This is a genomic window from Streptomyces sp. NPDC001351 (assembly GCF_042896045.1).
Lineage (GTDB): Bacteria > Actinomycetota > Actinomycetes > Streptomycetales > Streptomycetaceae > Streptomyces.
The window spans coordinates 505,603-518,555 of record NZ_JBIAWS010000005.1; the positions used below are offsets into that span (position 1 = coordinate 505,603).

The window sequence follows — 12,953 nt, forward strand, 5'->3', positions numbered from 1 at the left end:
AGACGAGGAGACCCATGCACAGCAACGACGCCCAGATGCTCGTGCTCACCGCCCTCGCGGACAGGTCGCTGCACGGATACGCCATCAACACGGCGATCGAGGAGTTGACCGGCAGCAGACTCGGTCCGGGCAGCCTCTACGGCGCGCTGGCCCGGCTGGAAGGGCGCGGGCTGATCCAGGCCGCGGACGAGGAGGGCGAGGCCCGGGAACGGCACCGCACCATGCGGATCACCGACGCGGGCCGGGACCAACTGCGCGCCGAACTCCAGCAGATGGCCCGGATCTCCGCCGCCGGCCTGCGCGCACTCGGGATCACCCCGGCATGAACGCGGCCACACTCCTGATCCGGCTCTACCCGCCGGCCGTGCGTGAGCGATGGGGCGAGGACATCAGTCACGAGGTGTCCGCCAGCGGAATCCGCTCCTGGCCCGACACTCTCGCCGGTGCCGCCCGGCTCTGGCTCCACCCCGGCGACTGGCCCGAGACATTCACCGGCCAGACCCGCCGCGTGCTGACCGTCGCCCTGTTCGCGCTCACCGCGGCCACCGGGCTGCTGCTGCGCTCCGCCGAGCCCTCCACCACCCTGACGGCCGACATCCGTCAGCCCGCGACCAGCCTGTGGCTGGTCCCGTTCCTGCTGGGCATCGTCCTCGCCGCACCGCTTCCACCGCTGAGCGGACAGGCACTTCGCGGCATGACCGCCACAGCGGTCCGCACCCTGGCCGCCCCGGCCGCCGCGGTCGTGGCCCTGTGCCTGACGGCGTGGAGCGGCACGGCCGAACACCTCACCGGCTTCGCCGATACCGCCGTGGTCACCTACTACTGGCTCACGCTCGGATTCGTCGCACTCCGCCTGTGTGTCCTCGTCGCCCGCATCGCCCGGACCGCCACGCTGCCCACCACGCACCGACTGTCCACGGCCCTTGTGTGCACCGGGACCGGACTGGCCGTCGCCGCGGGCCAGAACCTCCTCGCCGCCGTCGGCACCGCTGCTCGCCCGGATTCCCTCGCCGTGACGCCGGCGCTGGGTCTTCTGGCCGCCACGGCCATCAGCATCGGTCACGATCTGCGACGGCACTGAGACGAACGCCCCGGAGGGGCGCCGGAGCGGTGGCCGCGGCGGATTCGTGCGCTTCCCACCCGCCGCGCGGTACAGCGCTACCGCGTCGTTCCTGAAGTCGATGCGGATCGGCTGCACTCACCCGCCCGGACGAGGAAACCCGAGGGCGACGCGCCCGACGGCCCAGGCGGGGCCTGGCGCGCATCTCCGACCGCGCCGGCGTCAGCTGCTTGCCCTGCCCGGCGGTCCACCCGAGCCGTCCACAGCACCGAGCTGGTACTTGCTCGACGAACCGCCGTGCTGAATCACCCACCAGTCAGCACGCACCGGGCCCCGGTCGGATGCGGCGCAGATGGATTTTGCTACAACTTCCGAAATTTCGCGGTGACGGACGCGCGATGCCGCGGCAACCCGTCACGCCTACGGTCACTGCCACGCCGTAAAGGCGCCATCACGCCGATCACATCCCATCGGACCCAAATCGCTACTTTCCCCGAAATCCCCTGTGCGCTCAGCGCCATGAGACAGGAGCCCAGCGTGTCCCACCCCTCCAGACGCGGTGTCCTACGGCTGACCGCCGGCACAGCTCTCCTCGGCAGCTTCGCCCTGGCAGGCTGTGGTCGCGGCAGTGACAACGCCGCGAGCGCCGCAACCGCCAAGCCCGTCGACAACTCCCAGGCCAAGGGAACCGTCAACGTCTGGGCCGCCCAGGGCGACGCCGACGTGCTCGACAAGGTCATCAAGCCCTTCAAGGCCGCGAACCCCAAGCTCACGGTGAAGTTCACGCTGATCCCGAACGCCGAGTACTACACCAAGCTCCAGTCGGCGATCGCAGCGGGCAAGGGGCCCGATGTCGCACAGTTCTTCCCCGAGTCGCAGGCGCAGTTCCTCGATCCGTCCATCCTGCGGCCCGTCCCCGACGGTCTCGTCGACCCGTCCGCCTTCTTCACGAGTCTGTGGGACGCGGGTGTGGTGAAGAACGTCGTCTACACGGTGCCCTGGTACGCCTACACGTACGCGCTCGTCTACCGCTCCGACCTCGCCAAGAAGGCGGGCGTCAAGGCGCCGACGACATGGGACGACGTGGTGCCGTTCTTCAAGGCGTTGCAGCGCGCCGGCGCCGGCCACGGGCTCGGGGCGGACATCGGCTGGGACATCTTCAACGGCCAGGATGTCGCGATGTACGCCTGGCAGGCGGGCGGCTCGCTGCTCTCGTCCGGCGGCAAGTGGACGCTCGACACGCCGGCGATGGTCGACGCGATCAAGTACAACGCGTCGTTCTTCACCTCGGGCACCGCCGACACCAGCGGGCCCACGTTCCTCGACGCGCAGCCGTACTTCGTCTCGGGCAAGACCGCCTGCATGATCACGGGCCCGTGGGTCATCGGCCAGCTCGACGCGGTCGCGAAGAAGACCGGCTGGACGGCGTCCGACGTCGCCACCGCACCGCTGCCGGCCGGACCGTCGGGCAGCACCTCCTTCTCCGCCGGGGGCAGCTGGGGGGTGCTCGCCGACAGCGGCAACGCGGACGCGGCCTGGAAGTTCATCCGGTACGTCTCCGAGCCGAGCACTCAGGTCGCGCAGTACAAGGCGTACAGCTCGCTGCCGGCCGTCGCCTCCGCCTGGGCCAACCCGGCCATCGCGGGCCAGCCGCTGCTGGACGCCTTCCTCGCGCAGCTGAAGAACACCCGGGCGTTCCCGCAGGTGAGCACCTGGCAGCAGGTCGCCACCCGGCTGGGCAAGGAGATGGAAGCCGTGGCCAAGGGCAAGGGGACCGCCGCGAAGGCCGCCGCCAACGTGCAGGCATACGCCGAGAGTCTCGGCACGGGCAAGGGGTGATCCCCGGATGACCGCCATCATCGGACCGGCGACGCCGCGCGGTGCGCGTCGGCCCCGGGGCGCCCGGCGAACCGCTGTCGCCTGGCTGTTCCTCGCACCGTTCGCCCTCGTGTTCCTGCTCTACACGGCGATACCCACCGTCGCCGCGCTCGGGTTCAGCCTCACCGATCTGCGCGGCACGGACCTGCGGCATCCGCTCGCCGTCAACGTCACCGGAGTGCAGAACTATCTCCGGCTGCTGGAGGACCCGAGCTTCCTGCGGGACATCCTCAACACCGTCCTGTTCGTGGCCGTCGGTGTGCCGTTGACGATGGGGGTCGGGTTCGCGCTCGCCCTCGCGCTCAACTCCGGCATCCGGCGGCTGCGCGGCACCTTCCGTACGGTCTTCTTCGCGCCGGTCGTCACGAACGTCGTCGCCGTCGCCATGATCTGGCAGTACGCCTTCAACGTCGACGGCACCGTCAACAAGGTGCTCGGCGCCATCGGTTTCGCCGGACCGAACTGGCTGGACGACACGCACCTGGCCATGCCCGTGGTGATCGCTCTCGGTGTCTGGCGCAACTTCGGCATCGCGATGGTGCTGTTCCTCGCCGGTCTGCAGGCGGTGCCGCAGGACGTGTACGAGGCCGCCTCCCTCGACGGGGCCGGCCGGTGGCGGCAGCTCAGGCACATCACACTGCCGTTGCTGATGCCGACCACGCTGATGGTGTCGGTGCTGCTGACCGTCTTCTACCTCCAGGTGTTCGACGAGCCGTATCTGCTCACGGGCGGCGGCCCGCTGGGCTCCACCGAGTCGGTGGCGCTGTACACCTACCACCAGTTCGGCGTCGGCGAGTTCGGCATGTCCTCCGCGGCGTCCTTCGTGATGCTCCTGCTCGTGATGTTGGTGAGCATCGTCCAGTTCCGAATGCTGAGGCCTCGCGCATGACCACCATCGCCGCACCGCGGAATGCCGAGATGACAGGCGAACGGACGGACGTGCGCCGCCGGTCCGTCGCCCGTCCCGTGCTGTACGGCGCGCTCGTACTGTGCGCGCTGCTCACGCTGCTGCCGTTCGTCTGGGTGCTCAGCGGCTCGCTGCGCAGCCTCGGCGAGATCCGTTCCGACCCCGGCGCCTGGCTTCCGCGCCACGTCACCCTCGACAACTTCGTACGGTTGTTCAGGACCCAGGGCTTCGGGCGGTTCCTGGTCAACAGCATCGTGGTCGCGGTCATCGTCGTCGCCGGCAACATCGTGGCGGCCTCGGCCGCGGGTTACGCGCTCGCCAAACTGGACTTCGCGGGCAAGCGGATCGCGTTCGGCGCGGTCATGGCGGCGCTGATGGTGCCGTTCACCACGGTGTTCGTCACCCAGTTCGTGATCACCGTCGATCTGGGCCTGGCGGACACCCTCACCGGTATCGCCCTGCCCGGTGCGGCGCTGCCACTGTCCGTGTTCATCATGCGGCAGTACGCCCTGTCGGTCCCTGACGAACTGCTGGAAGCGGCCCGGATCGACGGGGCGGGCGAGTTCCGGATCTTCTTCCGGATCTTCCTGCCGCTGGCGGGCCCCGCCGTCGCGACGATCACGATCATGTCGTTCCTCTACTCGTGGAACAACTTCATCTGGCCGCTCGTCGTCGCCCAGAGCACCTCCAGCTACACGCTACCGGTGGGCCTGGCCGCCACCAGCCAGGCCTCCGCGCACGTCACCGACTACGGTCTGATGCTCGCCGGCGCGATCGTCGTGATGCTGCCGGTCCTCGTCCTCTTCCTGTTCCTGCAGCGCTACTTCGTGCAGGGCATCTCCGGAACGGGAATGCGGTGACCGCGGTGGACGTGGTGGAGGCTCCCGCGGGTACGGTCGTCGGCCGCCGTACCGGCCGGGTACGGCGTTTCCTCGGCATGCCGTTCGCCGAAGCACCCGTGGGTGCACGGCGGTTCGCGGCGCCGGTGCCACGCGGCCGGTTCACGCAGCCGTTCGACGCGTCCCGGCACGGTGCCACCTCGCAGTGCGTGCCACTGTTCACCGCGACCACCATTCCGGAGCCGTCGGTGCCGGGCGACGACGTGCTGAACCTGAGTGTCGTCGCTCCCGCGGACGGTGTGTCGTGCCCGGTGCTGGTGTGGATCCACGGCGGCGGCTTCCTCGCGGGCAGCCCGGCCAGTCCTTGGTACGACGGCCGCGCCTTCGCCCGCGACGGAATCGTCACCGTGACGCCCGGCTACCGCCTCGGCGTCGACGGGTTCGCCCCGCTGGACGGCGTACCCCCGAACCTCGGGCTGCTCGACCTGCTGCTCGCGCTCGACTGGGTGCGGGAGAACATCGCCGCGTTCGGCGGTGATCCGGACCGGGTCACCCTCGCCGGTCAGTCGGCCGGCGGCGGTGCGGTGCTCGCCCTGCTCTCCTCGCCCCTCGGCACTGGTCGCTTCCATCGGGCCGTCAGTGTGTCCGGCGGTTTCTTCGAGGTGGGCGCGGACACCGCGCGCCACTTCGCCGGGCAACTGGGTGACCGGCTCGGGGTGCCGCCGACGCGTGACGGCTTCGGCGGCCTCACGGTGGAAGCCGTTCAGCTGGGCGTCCAGCTGCTGCGCAGCGAACGTGGCGACGACGGCCCGCCCGTGTTCGGTCCGGTGGTCGGCGACGACGTCCTTCCGGTGCCCGTCGCCGAGGGACTGGCCGTGCACGGGCACGGCGTACCGCTGCTGCTCGGCGCGACGGGCGACGAGTTCGACGGCGGCGGTGGCATCCGTAACGCCGCCGCTCGCGCGATGGGCACCCGGGTGACGGACACCCTGTTCCGCGCCGCCTGTCCGCGCGCGGCGGCCTCGCGTCGCGACGCCACCGCCGGCACCTGGCTGTACTCCTTCGAATGGCCCTCCCCCGTACTCGGTGGAGCCGTGCACTGCGCGGACATCCCGTTCTTCTTCGACGTACTCGACGCGCCGGGTACCGCCGAGGCCCTCGGAACGCAGCCGCCCCCGGAACTCGCCGCGTCCATGCACGCCGACCTGGCCGCGTTCGTCCACGGCCGGTCGCCGGCCTGGGAGCCGGCGACCGGGAGGCTCGGCGACCCCGCTCGCGAGTACGGCAGGCCCGGGGCGCCACCGGCGGCCGACACCACAGGCGTGTTCGACCCGGTGGTGGCCGCTGGGTCCGTTACGGCGGAGGCGTGCTGATGCCCGGGATGAACCAGAGCGCCGTCCGGCGGGTCAACACCTCGGTGATCCTTCGCGCGCTGGCGGTGTCGGCTGGGTCGATGACGCTGGCCGAGCTGTCCGAGCGGGTCGGCCTGTCCCGCCGCACCATCGAACTCATCCTGGACTCACTCGTCGACGCGGGCTGGGTGAGCGAACTCGACCGGGTGCCGGTGAGCGGCTGCGCCGGGCGCCCCGCCCGCCGGTACGAACTGCGGGCCGACCACGCGCTGCTGGCGGCCGTGCGCATCACCACCCAGGATGTGTCCGCGGTCGTCGCCGACGTGCGCGGCCGCATCGTCGGCCGGGCGCACCGGCCGCTGCGCGCCTACCAGGATCCGCAGGCCACGCTCGACGACGCGGCGGCGCTGGTGCTGGAGGCGCTCGACGACGCGGGCGGGTCGGCCGACCGGCTGCGGGCCGGCGCGCTCGCGAGCGGTGGCGCGATCGACGACGACGGCGTCGTACGACGTCTGGTGCACACCACGCGATGGGAAGGCGTGCACCTGCCCAAAGAACTCGGGCGGCGCATCGGCGTGCCGTGGTTCGCGGACAACGACACCAACCTCGGTGCGCTGGCCGAGCGTTGGCGAGGCGCGGCCGGTGACCACGACAACGTCGTATGGGCGATGCTCGGCAACCGGACCGGTCTCGGCATCCTCATACGCGGGGAGGTACACCGTGGTCTCGAAGGCGCCGCGGGCGAGATCGCCGAGGCCGTGTCGCTGCCGGCCGGCTCGGTCGAGGACCGTCCCGCGGCGTGGCTGACCTCACCGGATCCGGCCCGGCGGCGGGTCGCGCTTGGCCGCTTCGACGCGGCTCGGGCCGGTGATGCGGCAGCGCTCGCGGAGGTCGACGAGTTCGTCGAGAACATCGCATCGATCCTCACCACCCTGTCGTGGACGGTCGCGCCGTCACTCATCGTGCTGGGCGGGGGGCTGGAGGACGCGGCCGACGTGCTGCTGCCCCGGGTGCGCGAGGCGATGCGCGGCGCCCGTACCCCCGCCGTCGAACTGCGCGCCACCGCACTGGGCTTCGACGGCCCGCTCATCGGCGCCGTCAAGTTCGTGCTCGACCACATGGACACCGAGCTGTTCGGCCCACCCGTCCCGAGCGCGTGATCGCGCACCCCCGTCCCCACCTTCCCCCGCACCACGTTTCGCAGGACAGGAGCCCAACCATGACCGGCACCAGCAGGACCGGCGTCCTCATCGTGGGCAGCGGCATCATGGGATCCGTCGTGGCCCGGCTGCTGCGGGACACCGATCCGACGCTGGACATCACCATGGTCGACGGCGGCCGGCCGATCGGACCGGCCCCCGGCCTGCACCTGCACGACCTCGACGACCCGACCCTGTGGTCGCGCTACAACGAACGGATCGCCACGGGTATCCAGGGCCTCTACACGGGCGCCGAAGTGGTGCGCGAGGTCGCGGACAGCATCACCGGTCTGCCACCCGGAATGTTCCACGCGCTCGCCTTCGGCGAGGACGCCGAAGCGATGCCGGCTGCCGCCCTCGCGTGGAACGCGGGCGGCATGGGAGTGCACTGGACCGCCGCGACCCCCTGGCCCGCCGGGGACGAGGTGTTCGACTTCGGCGACCCGGACCGCTGGGCGACGGATCTGGACACCGCGCGCCGTCTGCTCGCGGTCACGCCCGCCGCCATCGGCCCAACTCCGGTCGGCCAGCGGGTACTTGATGTGCTGCGCCGACGCTACGACGGCGTCGGACCGGACGACCGGCGGCCGCAGCCGATGCCGATGGCGGTCACCGCGACCTCGGCGGGACCCATGCCGCGCACGGCTCCCGGCACGGTCTTCCCCGCGATCGCGGCGGGCGGCGACCCGGCCTTCACGCTCCTCACCGGCACCCTCGCCACCGCTCTCGTCACCGAGGGCGGCAGGGTCGCCGGCGCCCGGCTGCGCCGCGTGGCCGACGGCGCCGAGTCCGAACTCCTCGCGGACACCGTGGTGGTGTGCGCCGACGCCCTGCGCACCCCGCAACTGCTGTTCGCGTCCGGCATACGGCCCGCGGCACTGGGGCGTCAGCTCAACGAGCACGCGTTCATCAGCGCCCGGGTGCTGCTCGACCTCGACCGGTTCGGCATCGACCTCGACGCCCTGCCCCTGCCGCTCCCCGGCGAGTTCGCCACCGACTCGCTCTGGCTGCCGCAGAACGGAGCGGCACAGCCGTTCCACGGCCAGATCATGAACCGCACGTACGTGGACGAGGCCGGCCGCCCCCTTGCGCACTCGGTGGGCCTGTCGCTGTACGCCCCTGTCGAGTCCCGCCCCGAGAACCGGCTCGTCTTCTCGGAGTCGGACACCGACCTCGCCGGAATGCCGCGGTTCACCGTCGAGTTCGGCTACTCCGACGCCGACCGCGAGCTGATCGGCCGGGCGCTGGACCAGGTCCGGTCACTCGCCGAGGAGTTCGGCACGTTCGATCCCGAGACCGAACTGGCGCTGCTGCCGCCCGGCTCGTCGCTGCACCAGACCGGCACCGTCCGGGCGGGCAGTGCCGACGACGGCACCAGCGTGTGCGACCCCGACGGCCGGGTGTGGGGCTTCGACAACCTGTATCTCGCCGGCAACGGCGTGATCCCCACCGCGATGGCCGCCAACGTCACGCTGGCCGGCGCGGTGACCGCCGTGCGGGCCGCGCGCGCCGTCGCCGAACGCTCCCCCACGCTCGAACAACCTCGCGCGGGAGGGGCCCCCATCGCGCCCGCCGTCCACTGAGAGGGATCCACAACCGTGATTGACATCGTGAAGGAATACCGCGTGGCGCTGCCCGCGTGGATCGACGACGAACTCGCCGACGTGCCGGCCGTCATCCCCGATCGCGAGGACCGGATGCACCTCGTGCACCGCCTCGCCGACCGCAACTGGCGCGAGGGCAACGGCGGTCCGTTCGCGGCACTCGTCGCCGAGCAGGACACCGGCCGGATCCTCTCGGTCGGCGTGAACGTCGTGCTCGCCTCCGGTGTCTCCAGCGCGCACGCCGAAGTCGTCGCGCTGGGCCTCGCCCAGATGGCGACCGGAGGCTGGGACCTGGGCGCCGAGGGCCTGCCGGCGCACGAGCTGGTCGTCAACTGGCGTCCGTGCGTGCAGTGTTACGGCGCGACGATGTGGTCCGGGGTGCGGGGGCTCGTGGTCGCGGGCGAGGGGCCGGACCTGGAGGAGATCACGACCTTCGACGAGGGCCCGCTCGGCGCGGACTGGGCCGAGCAGTTCGAGGCCCGCGGCATCAAGGTCGTACGGGATGTGCTGCGGGACGAGGCGCTCGCCGTGTTCCGCGGCTACCGGGACGCCGTCGACGCCGACGACGTCACCGTCTACAACGCCCGCGGAGGCACCGCATGACACCACTGGATTCGCCGGCACCGCGCTTCGCGACCGACGTCATCACCTTCTACCACCCGGACTTCTGGGGACTGGACTGCGCCGACACCCTGCGCGACTGGGCCCGCGAGCACCCTCGGCCCTTCTGGGAACGTGTGATGGACGCGCTGGCCGAGGCCGGGGTCACCGGCCTGGAGCTGACCTTCGCACCCGGCGACATCGACTCGGCCCTGCGCGCCTTCGGCAGCGCGGCCTCCTTCCGCCGCGAGCTGGCGGCCCGTGGCCTGTCCGTGGTGAGCGCGTTCGTCGCCGGCAGCGACGCACCCGACTGGCGGCAGGGCGGCAACCTGCCCGAGATCGTCGCCGACGCCGAGCGGCGCGCCGCCTTTCTCTCCGAGGTGGGGGCGGAGGTGCTCGTCGCCGGACTGCCGATGCGGACGACGTTCGGTACGCGTCCGCCCTTCTTCGTGGACGCCGCGTACATGACCCGGATGGCCGACATCGCCCATGTGGTCGGCGAGGCCGTCTCCGGGTACGCCGTGAAGCTCGCCTTCCACACGGAGTCCAGCAGCACACTCTGGTACGAGAGGGACATCGACCTGTTCATGGCCCTGACCGATCCGCGCTACGTGTGGCTGTGCCCCGACTCCTGCCACATCGCACTCGGCGGCGGCGACCCCGTCGCCGTCGCGCGCCGTCACTCCCGGCGCATCGCACTCGCGCACTGGAAGGACGCCGTCAAGCCGATCGACGTCGAACTCACCATCGACGAGACGGTCTTCGCTCAGCAACAGCCCTACATGACCGAAATGGGCACCGGCATCGTGGACTGGAAGGCATGGGCCGACGCGATGTCCCGTACGCCCGGCGCCGACATCGTCCTCGTCGAGCTGGACGAGGCGGCTGATCCCATTGCCGCTCTGCGGGCGGGGAGGGCCGTCGTGGAGGAGGCCCGGGCGTGGCCGCCGGCGGACGATCACACCGCGCACATCGAACGGCAGGGCCAGGCTTGACGGCTCCCGCCGGGCGCTCCCCGCACGCGCCCGGCGGCGACGGCACCACCCCGCCCGGTCCGCCCCCATGACGGCGACCGCGGCCGTCCGGACGCGGCGCGCCCCGCGCCTGCGGGCAGCGGTCATCGGCGCGGGCATGATCGGCGACGTCCGTCTGCGCTGCGCACGCGCGAGCCGGGCCGAGGGCGTCGGCGTCCTGGCCCGGACGGCCGAGCGGGAGCGGGGACGGCGTCGGCCACGTGCCGTGCGGAACGCGGCACCCCATGGCGGAGATTGCCGAAAGTGACCCTTGACTTCCCCCTGGTCCGGGGCAGGCCGTCTGCGCGGCCTCGGTGTCTGCCTGCGTGAACAGGGCGGCGAGATTCCGTTTTCCGGGTGCCGTCGACCGCCCCCGCTCGCAGCCACCGCCCCGTGCTCACCGACGAGATCTCGCCGGACAGACCCCGTCCGAGCCCGGCAGCACAGGTCACAGGCACGTCCTCCGTCGCCATGGCACCCGCAGGCCGCCACCGATCCATTGGAGCCATCTTCAAATCTCGGGCACAAATTCCACACGTTCCTCTCTTCATGCGGGTTCCGATGGTCTAGATTGACCTTGCTTCGCATGCTGGGACACGAGGCGACAAATGGTGATCCATGGGTCGGCGATGCAGACGGCGAGAAGCCGCGTCTCTGGCGCCGACGTGGGGGTGATCAATTCTTGGGGCCCGAAAGGGGCTTCGGGTGCGGGGAGCATCCGAGGTGCCGACGGGTCTCCGTGCAACTCGGGAGTCTGGCCGGGTATATGAGTCCGCTGCGGCCAGGGCGAGTTGTTCAGGTGGGGTTGCAGTAGCCGTGATGTCGTGCGCGGGAGGCGGGGGCCTCTCTCGGGAAGGGACAGCGCATCGCGGGGGGCGGGGACCTCCCAAGGGGAGGAAGCGTGCGGGAGGCGGGGGCCTCCCGTGGGGGAGGGGCAGCCGTGTTGGACGAACACGTCGTATCACTGGGGACCGGGGGGTTTCTGTGCGGCAGGGGGGAATAGTCGACCCTTTTTCGTCGGCGCGCGGGCGTCTGGCGAAAGAGGCGATGAGCCAGCCCGCGAACGACTGGGAACAGCGGTACCGCCGTACCGTGATCACCAGCGACACCGTGGCCACCGCCTTGGTGGTGGCATCGATAGGCAACTTCTTCGGGGCCCGGGACGCGGCCAACTGGCATGAGAAATGGGGGATACTCGCCTTCGGTACCTGGCTGCTGGTGCTGGCAGCGCTTGCGGTCGGCCGGGCGTGGGCTCCGGCCGTGCTCGGCCAGGGCGCCGAGGAGTTCCGAAGACTCGGACGCTCACTGTTCGCGGCCACCGTCGTGCTGGCGCTCGGCGGGATAGCCCTCACCTCGCGCAACATCAAGCTCTGGATCTTCGTCGCCATCCCCGCGATCGCGCTGGTCACCATGACCGCGCGGTATGTGCTCCGCCTGTGGCTGCACAAGCAGCGCAAGGAAGGCCGGTGCCTGAGGCCGGTGCTCGCCGCCGGAAGTCCGGCCACCGTGCGCGACCTGATCACCCGAACCCGCAAGTTCCCGCACATCGGCTGGCGTGTTGAGGCCGTGTGCACGCCGGACGGCCGCGGGCGCGACGGCGACCAGCTGGACGGAGTGCCGGTCGTCGGCCGACTGACGGACGTCGCCAAGCACGTCCACCACGACGGCTACCGCGTCGTCGCCGTCACACCCGACCCGCACTGGACACCGGACCGGCTGCAGCGGCTGGCCTGGAACCTCGAAGGCAGCGATGCCGAAATGGTCGTGGCGCCGGTGCTGATGGAGGTGGCCGGACCGCGGCTGCACGTCGACGCGGTGCTCGGTATCCCGTTGCTGCGGGTCAGCCTGCCGGCCTTCACCGGGGGGCGCCGGGCCATCAAGGCGGTCGTCGACCGGGTCGGCTCGGCGGTGCTGCTGATGCTGTTCGCGCCGCTGATGGTGTTCGTCGCGCTGCTCGTGCTGGCGGACAGCAGGGGCGGGGCCTTCTACCGCCAGCGCAGGGTCGGCAAGGACGGCCGCGAGTTCACCATCCTCAAATTCCGCACCATGGTCGTCGACGCCCACCGGGCACGTGCCGAACTCGCCGACCAGAACGAGGGCGCAGGGCTGCTGTTCAAGGTCCGCGACGATCCGAGGGTGACCCGGGTGGGGGGAGTGCTGCGCCGGTACTCGATAGACGAACTCCCGCAGCTCTTCAACGTACTGACGGGATCGATGTCGCTCGTCGGTCCACGGCCGCCCCTGCCGGAGGAGTGCGCCGCGTACGACCCGGACATCCGGCGGCGGCTGCTGGTCAAGCCCGGGCTCACCGGTCTGTGGCAGATCAGCGGGCGCAGCGACCTGCCGTGGGAGGAGGCGGTCCGCCTCGACCTCAGGTACGTGGAGGACTGGTCGCTCGCCCTCGACACGGTGATCTTGTGGAAGACGATGCGTGCGGTGCTTCACGGGCAGGGGGCCTACTGATGCGCGGGGTGCGTCGTCCGGCCGACATGTGGACGGCA

General features: G+C 71.1%; 11 protein-coding genes. All 11 read left to right on the plus strand.

What is annotated here, in order from left to right; all coding sequences use genetic code 11:
* Positions 1 to 14 precede the first annotated feature (14 nt).
* The 11 genes from ACFY1U_RS21085 (at position 15) to ACFY1U_RS21135 (ending at position 12,915) form a co-directional block, all read left to right on the plus strand.
* A complete protein-coding gene (locus tag ACFY1U_RS21085) occupies positions 15 to 326 on the plus strand; it encodes a PadR family transcriptional regulator (RefSeq protein WP_390695637.1) in 312 nt (103 codons plus the stop codon).
* The gene (locus tag ACFY1U_RS21090; protein WP_390695638.1) at positions 323 to 1,081 is read left to right on the plus strand and encodes a hypothetical protein; all 759 of its coding nucleotides are present in this window, start codon (positions 323 to 325) and stop codon (positions 1,079 to 1,081) included. The genes ACFY1U_RS21085 and ACFY1U_RS21090 overlap by 4 nt, the downstream gene beginning before the upstream one ends.
* A gap of 516 nt (positions 1,082 to 1,597) precedes the next feature.
* Positions 1,598 to 2,899, plus strand: coding sequence for an extracellular solute-binding protein (locus ACFY1U_RS21095; RefSeq protein ID WP_390695639.1), 1,302 nt, complete (start codon positions 1,598 to 1,600; stop codon positions 2,897 to 2,899).
* A 7-nt stretch (positions 2,900 to 2,906) separates the two neighbouring features.
* Entirely contained in the window at positions 2,907 to 3,827 is a 921-nt protein-coding gene (locus ACFY1U_RS21100) for a carbohydrate ABC transporter permease (RefSeq protein WP_390695640.1), read from the plus strand.
* Positions 3,824 to 4,705 carry a carbohydrate ABC transporter permease gene (locus ACFY1U_RS21105; RefSeq protein WP_390695641.1) on the plus strand — a complete coding sequence of 294 codons (882 nt, stop codon included), beginning with the start codon at positions 3,824 to 3,826 and terminating at the stop codon, positions 4,703 to 4,705. Before ACFY1U_RS21100 ends, ACFY1U_RS21105 begins: the two co-directional genes overlap by 4 nt.
* Entirely contained in the window at positions 4,702 to 6,057 is a 1,356-nt protein-coding gene (locus ACFY1U_RS21110; protein ID WP_390695642.1) for a carboxylesterase family protein, read from the plus strand. The genes ACFY1U_RS21105 and ACFY1U_RS21110 overlap by 4 nt, the downstream gene beginning before the upstream one ends.
* Positions 6,058 to 6,065: 8 nt before the next feature.
* The gene (locus tag ACFY1U_RS21115) at positions 6,066 to 7,196 is read left to right on the plus strand and encodes an ROK family protein (RefSeq protein WP_390695872.1); all 1,131 of its coding nucleotides are present in this window, start codon (positions 6,066 to 6,068) and stop codon (positions 7,194 to 7,196) included.
* 59 nt (positions 7,197 to 7,255) lie between these two features.
* Positions 7,256 to 8,818, plus strand: a complete 1,563-nt coding sequence (locus tag ACFY1U_RS21120; RefSeq protein WP_390695643.1) for a GMC oxidoreductase — start codon at positions 7,256 to 7,258, stop codon at positions 8,816 to 8,818.
* Between the two features lie 15 nt (positions 8,819 to 8,833).
* On the plus strand, positions 8,834 to 9,442 hold the full coding sequence (locus tag ACFY1U_RS21125; protein ID WP_390695644.1) for a nucleoside deaminase: 609 nt from the start codon (positions 8,834 to 8,836) through the stop codon (positions 9,440 to 9,442).
* Positions 9,439 to 10,434 (plus strand): sugar phosphate isomerase/epimerase family protein, encoded by a 996-nt coding sequence (locus tag ACFY1U_RS21130; RefSeq protein ID WP_390695645.1) that lies wholly within the window; start codon positions 9,439 to 9,441, stop codon positions 10,432 to 10,434. The genes ACFY1U_RS21125 and ACFY1U_RS21130 overlap by 4 nt, the downstream gene beginning before the upstream one ends.
* A 1,002-nt stretch (positions 10,435 to 11,436) precedes the next feature.
* Positions 11,437 to 12,915, plus strand: a complete 1,479-nt coding sequence (locus ACFY1U_RS21135) for a sugar transferase (RefSeq protein ID WP_390695646.1) — start codon at positions 11,437 to 11,439, stop codon at positions 12,913 to 12,915.
* The last annotated feature ends 38 nt before the right edge of the window (positions 12,916 to 12,953 follow it).

Bases quoted from the DNA above. Each gene is read 5' to 3' on its own strand.
- ACFY1U_RS21090 (WP_390695638.1), top strand. From the start codon at position 323: ATGAACGCGGCCACACTCCTGATCCGGCTCTACCCGCCGGCCGTGCGT.
- ACFY1U_RS21115 (WP_390695872.1), top strand. From the start codon at position 6,066: ATGAACCAGAGCGCCGTCCGGCGGGTCAACACCTCGGTGATCCTTCGC.
- ACFY1U_RS21085 (WP_390695637.1), top strand. From the start codon at position 15: ATGCACAGCAACGACGCCCAGATGCTCGTGCTCACCGCCCTCGCGGAC.
- ACFY1U_RS21120 (WP_390695643.1), top strand. From the start codon at position 7,256: ATGACCGGCACCAGCAGGACCGGCGTCCTCATCGTGGGCAGCGGCATC.
- ACFY1U_RS21100 (WP_390695640.1), top strand. From the start codon at position 2,907: ATGACCGCCATCATCGGACCGGCGACGCCGCGCGGTGCGCGTCGGCCC.
- ACFY1U_RS21130 (WP_390695645.1), top strand. From the start codon at position 9,439: ATGACACCACTGGATTCGCCGGCACCGCGCTTCGCGACCGACGTCATC.
- ACFY1U_RS21105 (WP_390695641.1), top strand. From the start codon at position 3,824: ATGACCACCATCGCCGCACCGCGGAATGCCGAGATGACAGGCGAACGG.